The 20,785-nt window shown below is 65.6% G+C and carries 14 protein-coding genes; 8 read left to right on the top strand and 6 right to left on the bottom strand.

Features of this window, described 5'->3' with window-relative positions:
* Positions 1-70 precede the first annotated feature (70 nt).
* From TBD_RS01040 to TBD_RS01015, 6 genes are all read right to left on the bottom strand, one after another.
* Positions 71-622 carry a shikimate kinase gene (locus tag TBD_RS01040; RefSeq protein ID WP_011310720.1) on the bottom strand — a complete coding sequence of 184 codons (552 nt, stop codon included), beginning with the start codon at positions 620-622 and terminating at the stop codon, positions 71-73.
* Positions 623-727: 105 nt separating this feature from the next.
* The gene (pilQ, locus tag TBD_RS01035; RefSeq protein WP_238376472.1) at positions 728-2,986 is read right to left on the bottom strand and encodes a type IV pilus secretin family protein; all 2,259 of its coding nucleotides are present in this window, start codon (positions 2,984-2,986) and stop codon (positions 728-730) included.
* Positions 2,987-2,994: 8 nt separating this feature from the next.
* The gene (locus TBD_RS01030; RefSeq protein ID WP_011310718.1) at positions 2,995-3,495 is read right to left on the bottom strand and encodes a pilus assembly protein PilP; all 501 of its coding nucleotides are present in this window, start codon (positions 3,493-3,495) and stop codon (positions 2,995-2,997) included.
* Entirely contained in the window at positions 3,492-4,109 is a 618-nt protein-coding gene (locus TBD_RS01025) for a type 4a pilus biogenesis protein PilO (protein WP_011310717.1), read from the bottom strand. The genes TBD_RS01030 and TBD_RS01025 overlap by 4 nt, the downstream gene beginning before the upstream one ends.
* The gene (locus TBD_RS01020; RefSeq protein WP_011310716.1) at positions 4,106-4,681 is read right to left on the bottom strand and encodes a PilN domain-containing protein; all 576 of its coding nucleotides are present in this window, start codon (positions 4,679-4,681) and stop codon (positions 4,106-4,108) included. The genes TBD_RS01025 and TBD_RS01020 overlap by 4 nt, the downstream gene beginning before the upstream one ends.
* Positions 4,678-5,766, bottom strand: a complete 1,089-nt coding sequence (locus TBD_RS01015; protein ID WP_011310715.1) for a pilus assembly protein PilM — start codon at positions 5,764-5,766, stop codon at positions 4,678-4,680. The genes TBD_RS01020 and TBD_RS01015 overlap by 4 nt, the downstream gene beginning before the upstream one ends.
* A gap of 302 nt (positions 5,767-6,068) precedes the next feature.
* Here TBD_RS01015 and TBD_RS01010 point away from each other — a divergent pair, with 302 nt between their 5' ends.
* From TBD_RS01010 to pepA, 8 genes are all read left to right on the top strand, one after another.
* Positions 6,069-8,450, top strand: coding sequence for a penicillin-binding protein 1A (locus TBD_RS01010; RefSeq protein WP_011310714.1), 2,382 nt, complete (start codon positions 6,069-6,071; stop codon positions 8,448-8,450).
* Positions 8,447-9,022: a hypothetical protein gene (locus TBD_RS01005; protein ID WP_041432170.1), complete on the top strand. Its 576-nt coding sequence runs from the start codon at positions 8,447-8,449 to the stop codon at positions 9,020-9,022. Before TBD_RS01010 ends, TBD_RS01005 begins: the two co-directional genes overlap by 4 nt.
* Positions 9,023-9,186: 164 nt before the next feature.
* Entirely contained in the window at positions 9,187-10,581 is a 1,395-nt protein-coding gene (locus TBD_RS01000) for a TIGR03013 family XrtA/PEP-CTERM system glycosyltransferase (protein WP_011310712.1), read from the top strand.
* A 16-nt stretch (positions 10,582-10,597) separates the two neighbouring features.
* Entirely contained in the window at positions 10,598-12,679 is a 2,082-nt protein-coding gene (gene prsK, locus TBD_RS00995) for an XrtA/PEP-CTERM system histidine kinase PrsK (protein ID WP_011310711.1), read from the top strand.
* Entirely contained in the window at positions 12,676-14,025 is a 1,350-nt protein-coding gene (prsR, locus tag TBD_RS00990) for a PEP-CTERM-box response regulator transcription factor (protein ID WP_011310710.1), read from the top strand. The genes prsK and prsR overlap by 4 nt, the downstream gene beginning before the upstream one ends.
* A 41-nt stretch (positions 14,026-14,066) precedes the next feature.
* Positions 14,067-16,850 (top strand): XrtA/PEP-CTERM system TPR-repeat protein PrsT, encoded by a 2,784-nt coding sequence (gene prsT, locus TBD_RS00985; RefSeq protein ID WP_011310709.1) that lies wholly within the window; start codon positions 14,067-14,069, stop codon positions 16,848-16,850.
* Between the two features lie 32 nt (positions 16,851-16,882).
* On the top strand, positions 16,883-19,678 hold the full coding sequence (gene prsT / locus TBD_RS00980) for an XrtA/PEP-CTERM system TPR-repeat protein PrsT (protein WP_011310708.1): 2,796 nt from the start codon (positions 16,883-16,885) through the stop codon (positions 19,676-19,678).
* Between the two features lie 226 nt (positions 19,679-19,904).
* Positions 19,905-20,762, top strand: coding sequence for a flocculation-associated PEP-CTERM protein PepA (gene pepA, locus TBD_RS00975; RefSeq protein WP_011310707.1), 858 nt, complete (start codon positions 19,905-19,907; stop codon positions 20,760-20,762).
* The last annotated feature ends 23 nt before the right edge of the window (positions 20,763-20,785 follow it).

Here is a 20,785-nt window from a genome sequence, read left to right as displayed (position 1 = left end):
AAGCGATGCGCAGGCCGCTGGGCAGCTTGCGAGCCGCCCGCCGACAGCCAGGCCGGGCCGGCGCCCCGCCTCAGCCCGCCGGGTCGAACGACGTCGCCTCCCCTTTGAGCAGGTCGAGCTTGCCGTAAAGCACGCGCGTCATTCCGGCGACGCTTTGACGCGCAGTGTCGACCGTCACGTCGGCGAGCTCGCGATAGATCGGATCGCGCTGCTGATACAGCTCGCGCAGCTTGGCGAGCGGGTTCCCGGTTTGCAGCAGCGGCCGATTGCGATCGTTCCGAGTCCGCTCGCACAGCTGTTCGGGCGATCCGCGCAGGTAGATCACCAGGCCGTTGGTGCGCAGGTGTTCGCGGTTGGCAGGCGACAGGACGGCGCCGCCGCCAGTCGCGAGGACGATTCCGGAAAGCGTCGTGAGTTCAGCGATGACCGCTTCCTCGCGCCTGCGGAAGCCGGCCTCGCCCTCGATCTCGAATATGACGGGAATCTTCACGCCCGTGCGCGCTTCGATCTCGTGGTCGGAATCGTAGAACGTGCAGCCGTAGTGCTTCGCGAGCAGGCGCCCGACCGTCGTCTTGCCGGCGCCCATCAGGCCCACGAGGTAAAGATTGTCGCGCTTGCTCATGGCGCCATTCTAATTGAGGTTGGAGACGGCGGTGCGCGCGCGTGGTCGGACTGAACGACAACAAAAAACGCGGGCAAGCCCGCGTTTTTTGTTCCTGCATCCCGCTCAGCGCAGGGACAGCCGCTCGTCGAGAATGCGTGGCGTGATGAACACGATCATCTCGGTCTTCTGGTCCTGCTTGTTGGTCCGTTTGAACAGGTTGCCGAGCCCGGGCACGTCGCCGAGGAAGGGCACCTTGTCGACGTTGTTGAACTCGGTCTGGTCGAATATGCCACCGAGGACCAGCGTCTCGCCGTTGTTCACGCGAACCTGCGTCTTGATCCGGCGCGTGGCGATCGCCGGGGCGATGATGTCGGCCCCCACGGCCGCATTGGCGGTATCGATCGCATCCTTTTGCACTTCGATCGTCATGATCAGCGCATCGTTGTTCAGTATCTGAGGGTCGACGAGCAGACACAGGAATGCGTCCTTGAACGTCACGGTCGCGGGGCTGTTCGCAGTACCCGGTGTGATGAACGGAATTTGCGTACCGTTCAGGATCACGGCGGGCTTCTGGTTGGACGTCATCACGCGCGGGTTGGAGAGAATCTTGCCGCGATTGTCCGCTTCGAGCGCCGACAACTCCAGGCTGAGCAGGTTTCCGTTGCTGGCATTGAGCAGGGACATCGCGATCTGTCCGGCGGCGGCTCCCACGGTGCCCAACTCCACCTGCGGCGTGACGGTCGGCGTTCCACCGGCTGCGATCGACGCGGATTCGTTCAGGGTCCCGCCGACGCCGATATTGTCGCGTCCGGTTGCCTTGAACAGACGGGTGCCGAGGCGGACTCCGAGCTCGCGGCTCCAAAGGCTATCGGCGATGACGACACGCGCTTCGATCATGACCTGACGCGCGGGCACATCGAGTCGCGCGAGCAGGCCACGCACTTCGGCGATCTTGCTCGCGGTGTCGGTGATGATGAGCGTATTGGTCTTCAGTTCGTAGGTCGCACGCCCGCGCTTCGTTAGCACCTTCTGATCGGTGTCGCCTTCACCTTTTTGCATGGCCTGCGCGACCGCCGCGCCGCCGAGGCCCTGGGCCTGCGTGGAGCAGTTCACCGCGTTGTTGCCCGCGGAGTTCAGGAACGCACCCGAGGCGAAGCCGTACAACATCGTCTGCGCCTCGTCAGCGCGGAGATAGTTGAGCTGGATGTAGTCGGTGACCAGGGGCTCGAGGTCGGCCACCTGTTTCTTGGCTTCGAATTCGAGCTTTTCCTTGGCCAGCAACTCATCGCGCGGCGCGATCCAGATGACGTTGCCGTTCTGGCGCTTGTCGAGACCCTTGGTCTGCATGATCAGGTCGAGCGCCTGGTCCCACGGGACGTCTTTGAGTCGCAGCGTGAGGTTGCCGGTGACCGTATCGCTCGCGACGATGTTGAGGCCGGTGAAGTCGGCGATCACCTGCAGCACCGAGCGCACTTCGACATTCTGGAAGTTAAGCGACAGTTTCTCGCCGCTATATTTCACCTTCCCGTCGGCGGTTTTCTTCTGCGCGTCGTCGCTCGCCTTGACCTCGACGATGAAGCTGTTATCGGTCTGATAGGCCGAGTATTCCCAGCCGCCCTGCGGCTGGATCACCATCCGCGTGTTGTCGCCCAACGAATAGGTCTCGATCACTTTCACCGGCGTACCGAAGTCGGCGACGTCGAGACGACGCTGCAAGGCTTTCGGCAATTCGGTTCCGATGAAGTCGACGGTGACGCCGTTGGCCTGCTGGCGGATGTTGATGCCCGCCTGTGCGTCCGACAGCGTCGTCACGATGCGCGCTTCGCCGGCCGCGCCGCGGCGGAAGTCGACGTCGCGGATCGTGTGACGCGACTCGCCAGGTGCGGCCTCGGCAAATCGCGGGCTCGCATTCACGGGCGTGGCGCCCGCACCGACGTCGCCCAGCGCGACGAGCAGGCTATTGCCTTCGATCCGCGCGTCATATTCGACGGACTTGTTCAGGTTCAGCACAAGCCGGGTGCGCGTCCCCGCCTGCACGACGTTCACGTTCGACAAGGGGCCGAGATTGGCGTCGACCGTGTTGCGCCCCATCGCGTTGCCGGTATCGGGCAGATCGAGTGCGATCCGCGGCGGATTGCCGACCGTAAAGCCGGCCGGTGTCGCGGCGAGCGGCTTCTTGAGGTTGACACGGACCACCACCTTGCCGCCGGGCAAGGTCGTCGTTTCGACGCTTTGCACCGCGTTGGCGGTGGGCGGCGCGTCGGCGGCCTGCGCCGCGGGGCCCATGGCCAGGCCGGTGAATAGGAAGACCGCGATCAGGCGATGGGCCATTTTCCGGGCAATTTTCGGCAGTGCGTTCATGTCAGCCTCTTTGGAATTCATGCGACAAATCATTCTTGCAATATCAGGGTGCTGATGCGCTCGGACCAATCCCCGGCGCTGTCCTGCACGATCTCGCGCAAGGTCATTTCGCTGTCGCCGATGCGCGTGATCAGGCCGAAATTCTGGCCCACGTAATTTCCTCTGGTGACGTGGTAAACCGCGCTATCGGGGGTTTTGATCACCGCGTGGACCGCGCCTTTCTTGGAGACCACGCCGACCATCTTCAGCGTCTCGAGCGAAAACGTCTCCAGGGGCTCCCGCGGGCGCGTGAGGTCGGGCTGCATGGCGCCGCCGCCCCCGCTCGATGACAGCTTCCTCGGCTTGAACGGGTCGGGCAGGTCGAAGGCGTTGTAGGTGAACGGCTCGTAGACCTTTACCTCGGGGAGGGGCTCGATCTTGCCCTGCATGTCCCTGCCGGTTTCGTTGACAAACGCCTGCAGGTCCTCGGTGCCGCTGCCGCCGCAGCCACCCAGGCCGAGCGCGATCAATACCGTAGCCAGGCGCTTCATTTCGGCTGCTCCTTGGTTTTCTGTTTCCGCGCGATGACTTCCTCGTCGTCGAGATAGCGGTAGGTCTTGACCGTCGCGTCCATGTTCAGCAGATCCTTGGATGGCACCATCGCAATGTCGTGCAGCGTCACGATGCGCGACAGCTTGGAGACGTCGCTGACGAACGCGGCGACATCGTGATAGCCGCCCGTGACTTTGACGCGGATCGGTGTTTCCGCATAAAACTCGGAGACCGTCTCGGCCTCGGGGCGAAACAGCTCGAATTGCAGCCCGCGCCCGAGTCCGGCCTGGTTGACGTCGGTGATCAGCGCGTCCATTTCCTGCTTGTTCGGCAGCTGCTTGAGCAAGGCGCCGAAGGCCTGCTCGATGTCGGTCAGCTGCTTCCGGTACGCCTCGAGGTTGATCGCCTGATTCTTCTTGGTCGCGAAGACGCTGCGCAATTCCGTTTCCTTCTGCTTCGCGGCGTCGACGGCTTCCATGCCACCCCGCCAGTCGAACCACCATCCGGCCGCAACGATCGCGACGGCCAGCAGCGACAAGGCGACGAGCTTGGTCGGCAGCGGCCAGTCGGCGGCGGCCTTCAGATCGAGGTTGTTGAGGTCGTCAAAGGTCATGCCTTGCCCCCTTCGGTCGCAGCGTCGGCCTGCTGCCTCGATTGCTTCACCGTCAGAACGAATTCATTGGCGCGCAGATTGTTCACGGTCGCTGCCTTGATCTCGACCAGCCCGGCCGATTCGAACCAGGGCGAATCGTCGAGATTGCGCATCAGTGTCGAGACGCGCGCGCTCGACTGCGTGTAGCCGTCGATCGTGACCGTGTCGCCCACTTGCTTGAACGATTTCAGATAAAGACCTTCGGGCAGGAGCCGGATCATCTGGTCGAAGAGGTGAACCACTTCGGTGCGGTTGGACTGCAGCGTCTCGACGACCTGTTTGCGCTCCAGCAAGGCCTGCGTCTGCTCACGGATCTTCTTGATTTCCCCGATCTGGCTGTCGAGCTTGGCGATTTCCTGTTCGAGGAAGGCGTTGCGGGCTTCCTGAGCGGACTGCCGCGCCGCGATCACGCTGTGACCGAGGATGACCGCGACCACGCCTGCCGCGACGGCCAGGCCGAGCAGGACGTTGAACTGGCGCCGCCGCGCGGCGCGCGCGATTTCGCGGTGGGGGAGGAGATTGATGCGGATCATTGCGAGTCGAACCTCCGCATGGCGAGGCCGCAGGCGACGAACAGCGAAGGCGCGTCGGCGGTAAGGGCTTGGGGGCGGACTTTCGAAGCGACCGCCATGTTGGCGAACGGGTTGACGACTAGGGTCGGCGTACCCGTGCGCTGGGCGACGACTTCGTCGAGACCCGGGATCATGGCGCCGCCTCCGGCGAGCAGAATCTGGTCGATCTTGCGGTACTGCGTCGAGGTCGTGAAGAGCTGCAGCGCGCGGCCGATTTCCATCGCCAGCGTCTCGCTGTAAGGCTGCAACACCTCGAGTTCGTAGCTTTCCGGCAGCGAGCCCTTGCGCTTCGCGTTTTCGGCCTCCTCGCCCGACATGCCGTAGCGCCGCGCGATTTCGTTGTTGAGCTGGTTGCCGCCGAAGCCGTGCTCGCGCAGGTACACCGATTCGTTGTCGTTCAGGATGTTGATGTGCATGTTCTGCGCCCCGACGTCGATGATCGCGACGGTCTGCCCCGCGCCGCCATTGGGCAGCAGGTGGGCGATCTGCTCATAGGCGGCCTGCGTGGCGTACGACTCGACGTCCATGATCAGCGCCTTCAGGCCGGCCGCCTCGACCGCGGCGACCCGGTCCTCGACCTTTTCCTTGCGCGCGGCCGCGAGCAGGATCTGCATGTCGTCCGGACTCCCGGGCGACGGCCCGAGCACCTGGAAATCGAGGTTCACCTCGTCGAGCGCGAAGGGAATGACCTGATTCGCCTCGGCCTCGACCTGATTTTCCAGCTCGATCCCGGTGAGGCTCGCCGGAGCAAGGATTTTCTTGGTAATGACGGCCGATGACGGCAAGGCGAGCGCGACGTTCTTGACGCGCGAGCCGAGCGTTTTCCAGGCATGGCGAAGCGTGTCGGCGACCTGATCGAGATTGGCGATGTTGCCGTCGCTCACCGCGTCCTTCGGCAGCGGCTCGATGATGTAGCGCTCGACCCTCAACATGCCCTTGCCCGCATCGGACAGCTCGACTAGCTTGATGGCCGTCGTACTGATGTCCAGGCCCAGAATGGGCAGGCCCTTGGCCGACAGCCAGTCCATATTGATATTAATGTGCAAGAATTTTCCTTTACACTTCGGCCGGTTGCGCGATCTTCTTAATTATTTTTTTAGATGCTAGCAACAAGCAACGGTTTTAGACAGTCTTTTTGCCGCAGCTTTGCAAGAGTTAGACACCTGTGTCCAATTTCCAACAGCACTAACGCCTATAATCGGCGGAAACTTTAGGGGGCTCCGCTCGCCCCCGGCGCGGGACACGCGCTGCGGCCCGCAGGTCGCGCCGGTCGCATTGCGCGCCCGGCGGACGGGACAGAAGCCCGAAGGTCGCGGCTTGCCCGCCCGCACATATATAAAGGAACACGATGTTTTCCAGATGGTGGCATTACGCATTGGCGCTGGTCGTGAGCCTCGGCGTCGTCGGCACTGCGCTCGCCGGCCTCGCGGCCGCCCTGATCTACCCCAACCTGCCGCCGCTCGAGGCGTTGACCGACTACAAGCCCAAGCTGCCACTGCGCGTCTACACCGCGGACGGCGCGCTGATCAGCGAATTCGGCGAGGAGCGGCGCGCGTTCATCGCGATCGACAAGGTTCCGCGCTACATGAAACAGGCGATCATCGCGGCCGAAGACGAGCGCTTCTACAGCCACGGTGGTGTCGACACCCTTGGCGTGCTGCGCGCTGCGGGCGCGAATTTGGTGTCGGGCGGGGCAAAGGAAGGCGCGTCGACGATCACGATGCAGGTCGCGCGCAACTTCTTCCTGTCGAACGAGAAGACCCTGAGCCGGAAACTGTCCGAGGCGATGCTCGCGATGAAGATCGAGCACAGCCTTTCAAAGGACAAGATACTCGAGCTCTACATCAACCAGATCTACCTCGGGCAGCGTGCCTACGGCTTCGAAGCCGCAGCCCGCGCCTATTTCGGCAAGCCGATGAAGGAACTCACGCTCGCCGAGTTCGCCATGCTCGCCGGCCTGCCGAAGGCGCCATCACGCTACAACCCGGTCGTCAATTTTCCGCGCGCGAAGGCACGACAGGAGTATGTGCTCGGGCGCATGCTCAAGCTCGGGTTCATCGACCGGCCGACCTGGCAGGCGGCGGTCGGACAAAAGCTCGTCATCCGTGAGGCACGCCAGCACGCGGACGTTGTGGCAGACTACGCCGCCGAAATGGTGCGCCAGATCCTGTTCGAAAAATACGGGGAAGCGATCTACAGCTCCGGCTACAAGGTGGTGACCACGTTGCGCCGCAGCCAGCAGAACAGCGGGAACCTCGCCGTCTGGCGCGGCATCGCCGACTATGACCAGCGCCACGGCTACCGCGGGCCCGAAAAGCAGATTCGCCTGCCTGCCGACAGGGCGGAACGCGACAGCGCGATCGCCACGGCCCTCGCCGACCTCGCGCCGGTCGGCGGCATGCTGCCGGCCGTCGTCACGCGTGCCGACAAGAAATCCATTCACGCGCAGCTGGCGGACGGCACGGTTGCCGAGATCTCCGGCAAGTCGCTCAAGTGGGTGGACAACTGGGCCACCGCCAAGAAAGGGCGAAAGCTCGAGCCCGGCGCGATCGTCCGCGTCCAGACCGGCGCCGGCAAGGAGCGCTGGCGCCTCGCCCAGCTGCCCGAGGTCGAGGCGGCCCTGGTCGCGCTCGACCCCAACAGCGGCGCGATCACCGCACTGGTGGGCGGCTTCGACTTCAACCGAAACAAGTTCAACCGCGTGACGCAGGCGTGGCGGCAACCTGGGTCGAGCTTCAAGCCCTTCATCTATTCGGCGGCCCTGGAAAAGGGCTACACCCCGGCGACCATCCTCGACGACGCACCATTGATACTCGCCGCCGAAGAGGCGGGCGGCACGGCGTGGGAGCCACGCAACTACGACGGCAGCAGCAGCGGGCCCGTGCGCATGCGCACCGCGCTCACCAAATCGCTCAATCTGGTGTCGATCCGCATTCTGCAAGGCATCGGCCCGCACTATGCACGCGACTACATCCGCCGCTTCGGCTTCGACCCGGCGCGTCACCCGCCCTATCTGACGATGGCGCTCGGCGCCGGCAGCGTCACGCCGCTGCAACTCGCCTCGGCCTACGGCGTCTTCGCCAACGGCGGTTTCGGGGTCAAGCCCTACCTCATCGACAAGGTCTTCGACAAGGACGGCCGCCTGCTGATGCAGGCCAGCGCGCAAAAGGCCGGCGTCAACGCGCCCCGCGTCATCGACCCGCGCAACGCCTGGCTGATGACGAACATGATGCAGGACGTCGTGCGTTACGGCACCGCGGCGCGCGCCTCGCAGCTCAAGCGCAGCGACATCGCCGGCAAGACGGGCACGACCAACGATGCGCGCGACACCTGGTTCGCCGGCTACACCCCGGACCTCGTCGCGGTCGCTTGGATGGGTTACGACCAGCCCCGCTCGATGGGCCGGCGGGAGACCGGCGCGCAGTCGGCCTTGCCGGTCTGGATGAGCTTCATGGGGACGGCGCTCAAGGGCATTCCGCAAAAAGGCTGGGCGATGCCCGCCGGCCTCGTCAGCGTGGAAATCGATCCGGTGACGGGCGCGCGCGCGTCCGGATCGGCGATCGACGAATTTTTCGGCGATCTGTTCGGCACCGAAGCGGAGTCCATCGTCGAACATTTCTATCAGGAGTTTCCGCCGCCCGACCGCGCCGCGCCGCCGACCGACCTGCTCGAAGCGCCCACGGAGACGCCCTCCGACCCGGACGCACCACCTCCCGGGATACCGCAGTGAAGCACCAGGACATGCGCCGGCTCATCGCCCACGCCGCGGCGCGCATGATCGCCGAGGACGGCAGCCTCGACTACGGCACCGCCAAGCGCAAGGCAGCCCGGCAACTCGGCGCGCCGGACAGCGGCAACCTGCCCGACAACCAACAGATCGAGGAGGCGCTGCGCAGCTACCAGGCGCTCTACCAGGCCGACGAGACCCGCGCCCAACTCGCGCTGCTGAGGCAGACGGCGATCGAATACATGGAGCGGCTCGCCGATTTCGATCCCCACCTGACCGGCGCGGTATTGAACGGCACTGCGGGGCGCAACACCGACATCACCCTGCAGCTTTTCACCGACCGCCAGAAGGATCTGGAATTTCTGCTGATCACCCTGGCGGTGCCTTATCACGCTAGCGAGCACCGGACGGCCGACGCCCCCGCCCGCGTCTATCCACGCTTCGTCATCGACGACCCCCGCGCCCAGGTCGATCTCATCGTCTACCCGGCCGCGGAGTTGCGCAATATGAAAAAATTGCAGGCGGACGGCAGCCCGCGCCGACTGCGGCTCTCGCAGGTTCGGACCTTGGTCTGAAGGCAACGCACCCCCGTCGCGCGGAAAAAGAAAAATGAATAGCGCAACGCCTCTACAACTATCAAACTACAAAATAATAAGTAGGCATAAGCGACATATAGGGGGAGGAAACTTGGCATGGAAGCTGCTGGCACACCTGCGTCGACATTGATCGGCCAGACACTGTGATCCGATTTTTCAGGCACTACGTTCCGCTGAATTTGCTGCTGCTGGTCGCGCTCGAGGCGCTGATCCTCGGCGGCGCGATCTACGTCGGCGTCAGCGCGCGCTTTCTCGACGCCGGCGCGGTGCCCGAGGATCTGCAGCCGCTCATGCCCAAGGCGCTCACCTTCGCCGGCGTCATGCTGGCGCTGATGACCGCGAGCGGGCTGTACGATCTCGAGTGGCAAGGCGGCGTCCGCACCCTGCTCCATCGTCTCGGCCTGAGCTTCGGCCTCGGGCTCGTGACGATGAGCCTGCTGTTCTATTTCGTGCCCGTCCTGCTCGTCGGGCGTGGCGCCTTCCTGCTTTCCTTCGGCATCGCGCTTCTCGGCATCCTGCTCAGCCGTGCGCTTTTCCTGCGCTGGGCGCGCGTCGGCGCACTCAAGACGCGCACGCTCGTCATCGGCACGGGCAGCCGCGCGGCCCATATCGAGGCCTTGCTCACACGGCGCGGCCACGCCAGCAACGTTCACGTGGTCGGCTATCTGCCCGTCGGCGGCAGCCACCATTTCGTCGACCATGCGCGCATTCTCGACAGCGACGAGTCGCTGCCACTGCTCGCGCGACGCCTGCACATCGGCGAGATCGTTCTGGCGGTCCGCGACCGCCGCGGCGGCGGCATGCCCGTGCAGGACCTCCTCGCCTGCAAACTGCTCGGCATCCGCGTCCTCGAACTGTCGAGCTTCTTCGAGCGCGAAAACGGCCACCTGCAGCTCGACTCGCTGAACGCGAGCTGGATGATCCTGTCGGAGGGGTTTCATCAAGGCATGCTCCGGGACACCGCGAAGCGCATGTTCGACCTCCTGGTCAGCAGCGCGATGCTCGCGGTGTGCCTGCCGATCATGGCGCTGACCGCGCTCCTCATCAAGCTCGAAAGCCCGGGGCCGGTCCTGTATCGGCAGGAACGTGTCGGTCAGGGCGGACGCAACTTCACCATCCTCAAATTCCGCAGCATGTGCGTCGACGCCGAGAAGGACGGGCAGCCGCGCTGGGCGGGGCAGAACGACGATCGCGTGACCTGTACCGGGCGCTTCATCCGGCGCACCCGCATTGATGAACTGCCGCAGATATTCAACGTCTTTTTCGGCGAGATGAGCTTCGTGGGGCCCCGCCCAGAGCGCCCGTATTTCGTGCAGGATCTCACGCAGAAAATCCAGTATTACGGCGTGCGCCACATCGTCAAGCCGGGCATCACGGGGTGGGCGCAGGTGCGTTATCCCTACGGCGCGTCCGACGAGGACGCGATGCACAAACTGCAGTACGACCTCTACTACGTCAAGAACCACAGCCTGTTTCTCGACCTCATGATCCTCTCCCAGACGGCGCAGGTCGTGCTCTGGGGAAAGGGCGTGCGCTAAGCGCGCCCAAGTCGCGATGGCCGTCACGCTGCTCCTCCTGTCCGCGCTCGGCCATGGACTCGCGGCGCTCGCCTTCCTGGCCCTGTCGGGCCTGATCGTCGCGAGCTGGCGCCGCCGGTCACAGGGACGTCTGCTCGGCCTCGCGACCGCGCTCACTGCCGTCTGGGCGGCTTCGGCCGCGCTCGCCGCCTTCGCCACGCCGCTCCCGCGCTTACAACTGGTCTTCGAAGTCGCGCGCGACGGCGCGTGGCTCGCGCTGTTGCTCTACATCCTGCGTCTGCGCCTTGCATCGGGCACGCCATTTCCGGTGCCCCTGCGTCTGATACAGGCGCTCGCCACGGCGCTGGTCGCGGGCCTGCTGCTCCTGAGCGTGCTGCCTTTCTGGGCGCCTGCATCGCGCGCTTTTGCGCTCTGGACGACCAACCTCTTCCTGCTGATGCTCGCAACGATCGGCCTGGTGCTAACCGAGCAGGTGTATCGCAGCACCCGCCCGGAAGACCGCTGGGCGATCAAGTTTCTCTGCCTCGGCCTCGGCGGCCTGTACGTCTACGATTTTTATCTGTACGCGAACGCCATGCTGTTCGGCGGACTCGACCTGCGGGTCTGGGCCGCTCGCGGCTACGTCGCTGCCCTGATCACGCCGCTGATCGCGATCTCGGCCGCGCGCAATCCGGAATGGTCCGCGCCGGTCGGCCTGTCGCGCAGCATGGCCTTCCATACCGCGAGCCTTCTCGGCGCCGGAATCTACCTGCTGTTCATGGCGGGCGCCGGGTATTACCTGCGACTGTTCGGCGGCGAATGGGGCGACGTCGTGCAGACGGTCTTCATCTTCGCCGCCGCGATGGTACTCGCGCTGCTGATTTTTTCCGGCACGCTGCGCGCGCGGCTGCGGGTGTTCCTCGCCAAACACTTCTTCAGTTACCGCTACGACTACCGCGAGGAATGGCTGAAGTTCACGCGGGCGCTGACCGAAGGCAGGCCCGGCGAGGCCTTGTGCGACCGTGCCGTCGAGGCACTCGCGAGACTGGTCGAAAGCCCCGGCGGGGCGGTATGGCTGCGCGAAGGCAACGCCGGGTATCAGCGCGCGAGCCACTGGAACTGGGCCGATTTGCAGGGCGTCGAGCCCACCGATTCGGCCTTCCTCCAATGGCTCACAAGCAAGCAGTGGGTCGTCGACCTCGACGAGATGAAAACCCGTCCGGACCTGTACGGCGATCTCGACGCGCCGCGCTGGCTGCGTGAGGCCGGCGACGCCTGGCTAGTTATTCCGCTGATGCTGCACGAGGAATTGCTCGGCTTCGTCGTGCTCAAGCATTCGCTCGGCAAGGTCACCTTCAACTGGGAGGTGAGCGACCTGCTCAAGGTCACCGCGCGCCAGGCGGCGGCCCATCTGGCGCAGATGCGTGCCTCGAACGAACTCATCGTCGCGCGCCAGTTCGAGTCGTTCAACCGCACCACGACTTTCGTCATCCACGACCTGAAAAACCTGGTCGCCCAACTCTCGCTGCTTCTCGCCAACGCCGAGAAACACAAGCACAATCCGGAGTTCCAGGCGGACATGCTCGAGACGGTGGAAAGCGCCGTCACGCGGATGAACAAGGTGCTGGCCCAACTGCGCCGCGGCGGTGGCGACACCGAGGTGCAGTCGGTCGTCCTGGCCGACGTGCTGCGTGAAGCCATTGCCAGCAAACAGGCGTTCAAGCTGCGCCCGGAGTTGAGCGCGCCGCCCGGGCTGCGCGTGCGCGCCGAGCGTCATCGGCTCGAACGCGCGGTCGGGCACCTGTTGCAGAACGCGCTCGAGGCGACGCCGCAGACCGGGTCGGTCAGCCTCCGCGCGTTCGAGGAAGGGGGGCAGGCCGTGGTCGAGATCGCCGACACCGGCAGCGGCATGGACGAGGACTTCATCCGTCACCGCCTCTTTCAACCCTTCGACTCGACCAAGGGCGCGGGTATGGGCATCGGCGCCTACGAATGCCGCGAGACCTTGCGCGCGCTCGGCGGAAACATCGAGGTCGAAAGCAGCCCCGGTCAGGGCACCCGCTTCCGCCTGACCCTGCCGTTAGACAATAATGCACCTTCCGGAGGAGACGCCGCATGAGCGACGCCAAACAAAAGATTCTGCTGGTCGAGGACGACCTTGGGCTGCAAAAGCAGCTCAAGTGGAGCCTTGCCGATTACGAGCTGATCGTCGCCGCAGACCGCGACAGCGCGATCGCCCAGCTGCGCCGCCACGAACCGCCGGTCGTGCTGCTCGACCTCGGTCTGCCTCCGGACGTCGACGGCGCAACCGAAGGGCTCGAAGCGCTGCAACAGATCCTTTCACTCTCGCCGGTCACCAAGGTGATCGTGGTCACCGGCAATCTCGATCGCAGCAACGCGGTCAAAGCCATCCGCCTCGGTGCCTACGACTTTTTCCAGAAGCCGTTCGATCCCGACGTCCTCGCGCTCATGATCGCGCGCGCGCTCCACGTCCACGGGCTGGAAACCGAAAACCGCCGGCTTACGCGGCAGCGGGGTTCTTCCCTTCAGGGCCTCATCACGAGCAGCGAGCCGATGCTGAAGATCTGCCGCACGATCGAGAAAGTGGCCCCGGCCAATGCGACCGTGCTCCTGCTCGGCGAATCCGGCACAGGCAAGGAAGTTCTCGCACGCGGCGTGCACGAGCTGTCGCCGCGCTCGAACAAGCGCTTCGTCGCGATCAACTGCGCGGCGATTCCCGACACGCTCCTCGAATCGGAATTGTTCGGCTACGAGAAAGGCGCGTTCACCGGGGCCGCCAAGCAAACCATCGGCCGCATCGAATACGCCAACGAAGGCACGCTCTTCCTCGACGAGATCGGCGACCTGCCGATGCCGCTACAGGCCAAGCTGTTGCGCTTCCTGCAGGAACGCGTGATCGAACGCCTCGGCGGGCGCGGCGAGATTCCCGTCGACGTGCGCGTCGTATGCGCGACGCACCGTGACCTCGCGGCGATGATCCGCGAGGGCGGCTTCCGCGAAGACCTCTATTACCGGCTCTCCGAAATTTCGGTGAACATCCCGCCGCTGCGCGAACGCCCTGGCGACGCCGTATTGCTCGCGCAGGCATTTCTCGAACGCTATGCCCGCGAGCTCGGCCGCCGCATCCGCGGCTTCACCGCAGACGCCCTCGCGGCGCTGGAAGCGCATCCCTGGCCCGGCAACGTGCGCGAAATGGAAAACCTGATCAAGCGCGCGACGATCATGGCGGACGGCAGCCAGATCACCGCCGCCGACCTCGGCCTCGACGCCGGCGAGGTCGAGCCGCGCCCCTTCAATCTGCGTCAGGCCCGCGAGAACGCCGAACGGATCGCCGTCAGCCGCGCCTTGGCGCACAGCGACGGCAGCATTGCGCAGGCCGCCGAACTGCTCGGAATCACCCGGCCGACCTTGTACGATCTGATGGCGAAGATCGGCATGAAATAAGGGCTTCGCAGAGAACCCACACGACAATACCGGAGGTGCGCATGCCCGCGTTTCTTGAACTCCGCCGCCTTCTGCCCGCGCTCTTCGTCGGCAGTGCGCTGCTTGCCGGCTGTGCCGACGAAAGCGCGCCCTCGCTCGTCGACCAGGCGAAGAAAATGGCAGCGGCCGGCGACGACAAATCCGCGATCATTCAGCTCAAGAACGCGCTGGCCGCCGACGAGGACGACGCAGAGGCCCGCTTCGAACTCGGCAAGCTCTATCTCGCAAGGCTCGATCTCGCCGCAGCCGAAAAGGAATTCAGGCGTGCGCGCGAAGCCGGCTACCCCGCGGCCGCGGCGAACGTCATGATCGCGCGCGCCCTGCTCGGCCAGCGCGCGTTCCAGCGGCTGCTCGACGAGCTTCCGGCGCCTTCGGGCAAGAGCGACGACGCCCTCGCCCTGCACGCGCTGCGCGCGACCGCCGAACTCGGCCTCGGCCGCAAGGACGACGCGCGCAAGACCCTGGCGCAGGCACAGGCCGACGCACCGCGCAACGCCGAAGTGCAGCTCGCGCTCGCCCAGCTCGCCGCGGCCGACGGCAAACCTGCCGACGCCATGAAAGCGGTCGACGAGGCCTTGCAGATCGACCCCGCGCATCGCGACAGCCTGCTGCTGAAAGGCGACCTGCTCTACGCGAGTGGAAAATCCGCCGAGGCCACGGCGACCTACCGCGACATCCTGCGCATCGCCCCCCGCCACCCGAACGCACGGCTGGCGCTCGCCGGCATCGCGCTCGCCGAGAACAGGCTCGCCGAGGCGCGCAAGGAAGTCGACGGCGCGCTCGCGTTCACGCCGAGCAGCCTCCAGGCCCACTACCTCCGCGCGCTGATCGACTTCAAGGAAGGCAAGACCGAACGCGCGCGCGATGGTCTGGCGGCGGTACTGAAGAGCGCACCGGAATTTCTGCCCGCGTTGCAACTGGGGGGGACCGTGGAATATGCGCTCGGCAACCTGCAGACGGCGGAGGCCCACTTCAACAAGGTCGTGCAGGCCGCGCCACACGACCCCTATGCCGTGCGCCTGCTGGCCGCCACGCAATTGCGCATGGGACGTTTCGACGACGCCGCGCGCACGATTGGCGTCGCGCTCAGGCGGAACGCAGACGACCCGGCGGCGCTCACCGTGGCCGGTGAAATCGCCTTGGCGAAGCGCGACTTCGCGCAGGCCGCACGCTATTTTGAGGACGCGGCGAGCCGCGACCCCGGCAACGCGGCGATCCGCACCGAACTCGGCATTTCGCGCCTGGGGCTCGGCGACGAACGCGCGCTGGCCGACCTGCGGACAGCCGCCGGCATGGAGGGCGCGGGCAGCCGCGCGCACACCTTCCTCATTCTCGACGGCCTGAAGCGGAAGCAGTTCGATGCGGCGCTGGCGAGCATCGCCGCCCTCGAAAAGAAGGAGGGCGCCAATCCGCTGGTGTGGAACTACCGGGGTGCGGCCTATCTCGGCAAGCAGGACAAGGTCCGCGCGCGCGCGAGCTTCGAGGAGGCGCTCAAGCTCGACCGGGGATTTTTCCCGGCGGCTGCCAACCTCGCGCAGCTCGACCTGCAGGAGAAGCGGCCGGCGGCCGCGCGCCAGCGCTTCGAAAGCATACTCGCGGCCGACCCCAAACACCTCGGGGCGATGCTCGCGTTGGCTGAACTCGCCTTGCGCAGTGGCGACGAGAAAACGCACACGCGCTGGCTGGAAAAAGCCGCGGCCGCGCATCCACAAGCCCAGGAGCCGCGGCTTGCCCTCGGCAGCCATCTGCTGCGCAAGGGCAGCGCCGCGCAGGGGCTCACGGTCGCTCGCGAAGCGGTAAATCTCGCGCCCGACAGTCCGGCCGCGCTCGAACTGCTTGGGAGCGCCCAGCTTGCGCTCGGCGATTCGGCGAACGCCCTCGCCAGCTATCGCAAGCTGGTCGAGCGCCAGCCCGATCAGGCCGCGCCGCTCGCGAAGCTCGCGTACGCCCAGTGGGTGGCGAAGGACGCCGCAGGCGCGCGCCGGTCGCTGCAGGCCGCTTTGCAGCGGGAGCCCGACTTCCGCGACGCACAGCTGCTGCTGGGCCGCATCGAAATCGAAGCCGAGCGCTTCGAAGCTGCGTATCGCATCGCGCGCCGGATGCAGGCGCAGAAACCCGAGCAGGCGGCGGGCTTCGTCCTGGAAGGCGACACGGCGTTCGTCCAGAAAGATTTCCCGGCCGCGCTCGCGGCCTTCGAGCACGCCCACGCGATCGCACCGTCGAGCGCGACGCTCGCCCGCCAGCACCGTGTCCTGAGCGCGCTGCAACGCGCCCCGGAGGGCGAAAAACGTATCCTCGCCTGGCTCTCCACGCACGCCGACGACGCCCCGGCGCGGCTGCTCCTCGCCGAAAGCCTGATCAAGCGTCACGAGTACGCGGCAGCGGCGCGCCACTACCTCGTCCTGCACAAAAAGGCACCCGACGACCTCGTCGTGCTGAACAATCTCGCGTGGGCGCTGCACCAGTCGAAGGACGCGCGTGCGCTCGGCTACGCGACGCGCGCGCTCAAACTGCGGCCCGAAGATCCGGCGATCCTCGACACCTACGGCTGGATCCTCGCCCAACAAGGGCAGCCGGCCCAGGGGCTGACACATCTGCGCAAAGCACTTTCCAAGGCCCCCGACGCCGCCGAAATCCGCTATCACGTCGCCGCAACCCTGTATCAGACCGGCGAGCACGACCGCGCGCGCGGCGAACTCGAGCGACTGCTCGCCGATGCGACGCGCTTTCCCCAGGAACAGGAAGCGCGTGAATTGCTCGCCCGGCTGCGCAACAAAAAGAGCTAGACTGCCGCCCACCCCTCGCCCAAGGTAGCCCCATGACTCGACATCCCGCTCCCCTGATTGCGTCGCTGCTGGTCCTGGCCTTTTGCGCGCCGCTCGCCGGCTGCGATCCCACGGCCGGACTCAGCGCCCAGGAACACGTCCAGCGCGCCAAGGACTTCGAGGACAAGGGCGACCTCAAGGGCAGCGTCATCGAACTGAAGAACGCGATCCAGAAGAATCCCGACAGCGCCGAAGCCCGGCTCCTGCTGGGACAGGTCTACCTCAAGGCGGGCTTCGGCGCCGAAGCGGAAAAGGAACTTCGACAAGCCGAGCGGCTCGGCGTCGGCCGCGCCACCCTCGAGCCCCTGCTCGGGGAAGCCCTGCTGCTGATGGGCGAGTACGCGCGCGTCCTCGACGAAATCCAGCCGGACACGCAGGGACCGAAGGAGCGCCTGTCGCGCATCCTGCAACTGCGTGGCGAGGCCCTGCTGAACCAGCGGAAACTGGAGGAGGCGTGCAATCTGTTCCAGCAGTCCTACGATGCCTCGCCCGGCAACCCGCCCACCTACTGGGGCCTTTCGCGCTGCGCGCTGGCAACGGGTGACGCGGCGAAGGCGCGCGACTGGCTTGAACGCGCGCTCAAGCTCGAGCACAAGCGCGCCCGCACCTGGATTCACCTCGGCAACCTCGAATTGGCCGGCAAGGATACGGCGAAGGCGCTCGCTGCCTATTCGAAGGCTGTGAAGATCGAACCGAACAATCTGGATGCGCTGCAGAGTCTGGTCGCGATTCACGTCAAGGCGGGAGACACCCAGCGCGCGCGCGAGTACTTGGCCGTGATCAGGAAGCTCGCGCCCAAATCGACCCGCGCACATTACCTCGAGGCGTCGATCGCCTACAGCGAGAAGAAATTCGCCGAGGCAAACGCCGCGATTCAGGAAGCCCTGAAAGTCTCGCCCGACCATGTTCCGAGCCTGATGCTCGCCGGCATGAGCGCCCATGCGCTCGGCTCCTACCAGGAGGCGGAAACGTATTTCAAGCGCTTTCTGCTGCGGGTTCCCGGCCACGCGGAAGGGCTCAAGATGCTTGCGACGACGCAAATCAAGTCGAAGCAATTCGACAAGGCGCTCGTCACGCTCGCCCCTTTCCTCGCCCCCGGGGTGCGGGATGCACAGGGTCTGGCGCTGGCGGGCGAAGCGCAGATGGCCAACGGCAACCCGAGCCAGGCCGCGGCGCTCTTCGAACGCGCGCTCGCGCTCGAACCCGGCAACGTCACGATACGTACGCAGCTCGGCCTGAGTCAGCTCGCCGCCGGGAACACGCAAGACGCCATCGACGAGTTGACCGATGCCTCACAGCATTCTTCGGGCTCCCAGGCGGACACGCTGCTTGCGGTCGCCTATCTGAGCCGCAAGGATTACGACCGCGCACTCGCCGCGCTTGCGACCCTACAGAAAAAAGGCGACGCCAGCGCGAAAATCCATCACCTGGCCGGGCAGGCCTACCTCGGCAAGAACGACAAGCTTGCCGCCCGCCGTAATTTCGAACAGGCGCTCGCCGCCGACGCGGCGTTCTTCCCCGCGGTCGCCAGCCTCGCGCAGCTCGACGTGGCCGAGAACAAGGCGGACGCGGCCCGCATGCGTCTCGAGCGCGCGCTCGCCCAGGACAAGAACCGGGTCGCCGCGATGCTCGCGCTCTCGCGGATGGCTGCCCGCAATGGTCAGGAGCAGGCCTCGATCGACTGGCTCGAGAAAGCCGCCCGCGCCGACGGCAAGGCGATACAGCCGCGCATCGAACTGGTACGGCATTACCTGGCCCGCAACGAGGGCCAGAAGGCGCTCGCCCTGGCCAACGAGGCGGTCCGCGCCAACCCCGACCACCCTGCCGCGCTCAACCTGCTCGGCACGGTGCAACTCGCGCTCGACGACAAGGCGAGTTCGGCGAGCACCTTCAGCCGGCTTACCCGGGAGACTAGGCAGTCGCCGGAAGGCTTCGTGCGTCTCGCGCAGGTGCAGCTGGCCGACGGTAAACTCGACGAAGCGCGCCGCAACCTGCTGCACGCGCTGGAACTCGCGCCGGGACATCTCAAAAGCCAGGAGGCATTGATCAAGCTGGAACTCGCCGCCAAGCGCCCCGAGGCCGCGCTTCTCGTCGCGCGCGACATCCAGAAGGGCCACCCCGATTCCGCCGTCGGCTTCGTACGCGAAGGCGACATTCTGCTCGCCGAAAAACGCATCGCGCAGGCTGTGCCGGCCTACGTCCGCGCGCTGGAACATGGCGCCGGGCCGGCTGTGCTGGTCCAGTTCCACCGAGCGACCGTCCTCTCGGGGCAGAACCGTGCGGCGGCCGACCGCCGGCTCGAGGACTGGATCCGGCAGCATCCGAAGGACAGCGGCGTCGCCGCATACGCAGCCGGGTACTACCTTGTCACCGGGCAAAGCGCGCGCGCTGCGGAGACTTATCGGCAGATCCTGAAGCACGAACCACGCAACGTCATGATCCTGAACAATCTCGCCAGCCTCTATCTGCAGCAGCGAGACCCGCGCGCGCTCGAGCTCGCGACCCAGGCCAACCGACTCGCGCCGACCAACCCGGCCGTCCAGGACACCCTGGGCTGGGTTCTGGTCGAACAAGGCCAGGCCCGGCGCGGACTCGGGTACCTGCGCAAGGCGATGGCCCAGACACCGAAGAACGCGAGCCTGCGCTACCACCACGCGGTGGCGCTCGCCCGCACCGGAGACCGCCCAGGTGCGCGCAAGCTGCTCGAGCAGCTGCTCGCCGAAACGCCGCGCTTCGAGGAACGCGCTGCGGCGGAGACCCTACTCAAGAGCCTGCCGGCTGCTTCCTGAGCGCGCGTCGCGGGCCGAAAGCACGCGCGTCGGAAAACTTTACTCGGGCGCTTTCTTTACCCCCTAGGCCTCGCCCCAGCAGGCACACAACGCATTGTTTTATCGATTATTTTTCCCGTCAAACCGAACATGGCACGGGCCGTGCTTAACGAAGAGCGTAGTCGAGAAAGCTGGCCGCTCCACCGCCTTGCCAGATTCGTAAACAATTTTTAACGGGGATTCTCAAATGAAAACATTGCACAAAGCGGCCCTGGCGATCGCTCTTGCCGCAGCGACCAGCCACGCTTCCGCCTTCACGATGAGCTTCGACAACTGGGGCTTCGATGCCGATGGTCTCGGCGGCGGCGCCATGCTGACGCCGATCGACGAAATGACCTATCTCGGCATCAGCTACACCGAGAGCACGGGCATCGCCCCCGGCAGCACCTTCACCGACGTCGGCCGCATCGGCGCGACCGGTTTCCAGAACGACGGCTCGCCCATCCCCGCCGGCACCTCGGGCCTCGGCGTCAGCTATGAACTCACCGCAACCTTCCTCGACTGGACCGGCAGCTATGGCGCCACCACGGGCGACGACACGGAGTTCTTCTTCGACGCGGGCGGCACGCTCAACATCTACATCGATAACGCCCTCAACTACAATAGCTTCGGGACGGCCATGGACGGCACCAACATCATGAGCCTGAGCATCCGTACCGGCGAGGGCCAGATCGACTTCGCCAACCCGGCCGGCGTCGACGGCAACGTCGACATCCTGTTCGATGTCACCAGCGTGGCGCAGGGTTACTGGTTCGTCGACACCGATGGCGACGGCGTTGCCGACACCGACGTCTACGACCTGCTTGGCGCCGGCGCCTTGACCGTGGGCCTGACTGACTCCAACAACAACATCACGACGCCTTCGGGCGCGGTCGCCGCAGACTTCATCGCGACGACCGGCCTCGGCGCCCCCAACGGCCCCGGCGACATCTACACGCTCAACGACGGCTCGTTCAGCTTCGCCGTTCCCGAACCCGGCAGCCTGGCGCTGCTCGGACTCGGCCTCGTCGGCCTGGGCCTCGCGACGCGCCGCCGCAAAGCGTAAAGCCAGACAGCGGAACGAAGAAA

The organism is Thiobacillus denitrificans ATCC 25259 (assembly GCF_000012745.1).
In the GTDB taxonomy this organism is placed as follows: domain Bacteria; phylum Pseudomonadota; class Gammaproteobacteria; order Burkholderiales; family Thiobacillaceae; genus Thiobacillus; species Thiobacillus denitrificans_B.
This window is presented reverse-complemented; position numbering and strand designations above follow the sequence as displayed.

Bases quoted from the DNA above. Each gene is read 5' to 3' on its own strand.
- TBD_RS01040 (WP_011310720.1), bottom strand. From the start codon at position 622: ATGAGCAAGCGCGACAATCTTTACCTCGTGGGCCTGATGGGCGCCGGC.
- pilQ (WP_238376472.1), bottom strand. From the start codon at position 2,986: ATGAATTCCAAAGAGGCTGACATGAACGCACTGCCGAAAATTGCCCGG.
- TBD_RS01030 (WP_011310718.1), bottom strand. From the start codon at position 3,495: ATGAAGCGCCTGGCTACGGTATTGATCGCGCTCGGCCTGGGTGGCTGC.
- TBD_RS01025 (WP_011310717.1), bottom strand. From the start codon at position 4,109: ATGACCTTTGACGACCTCAACAACCTCGATCTGAAGGCCGCCGCCGAC.
- TBD_RS01020 (WP_011310716.1), bottom strand. From the start codon at position 4,681: ATGATCCGCATCAATCTCCTCCCCCACCGCGAAATCGCGCGCGCCGCG.
- TBD_RS01010 (WP_011310714.1), top strand. From the start codon at position 6,069: ATGTTTTCCAGATGGTGGCATTACGCATTGGCGCTGGTCGTGAGCCTC.
- prsK (WP_011310711.1), top strand. From the start codon at position 10,598: ATGGCCGTCACGCTGCTCCTCCTGTCCGCGCTCGGCCATGGACTCGCG.
- prsR (WP_011310710.1), top strand. From the start codon at position 12,676: ATGAGCGACGCCAAACAAAAGATTCTGCTGGTCGAGGACGACCTTGGG.
- prsT (WP_011310709.1), top strand. From the start codon at position 14,067: ATGCCCGCGTTTCTTGAACTCCGCCGCCTTCTGCCCGCGCTCTTCGTC.
- prsT (WP_011310708.1), top strand. From the start codon at position 16,883: ATGACTCGACATCCCGCTCCCCTGATTGCGTCGCTGCTGGTCCTGGCC.
- pepA (WP_011310707.1), top strand. From the start codon at position 19,905: ATGAAAACATTGCACAAAGCGGCCCTGGCGATCGCTCTTGCCGCAGCG.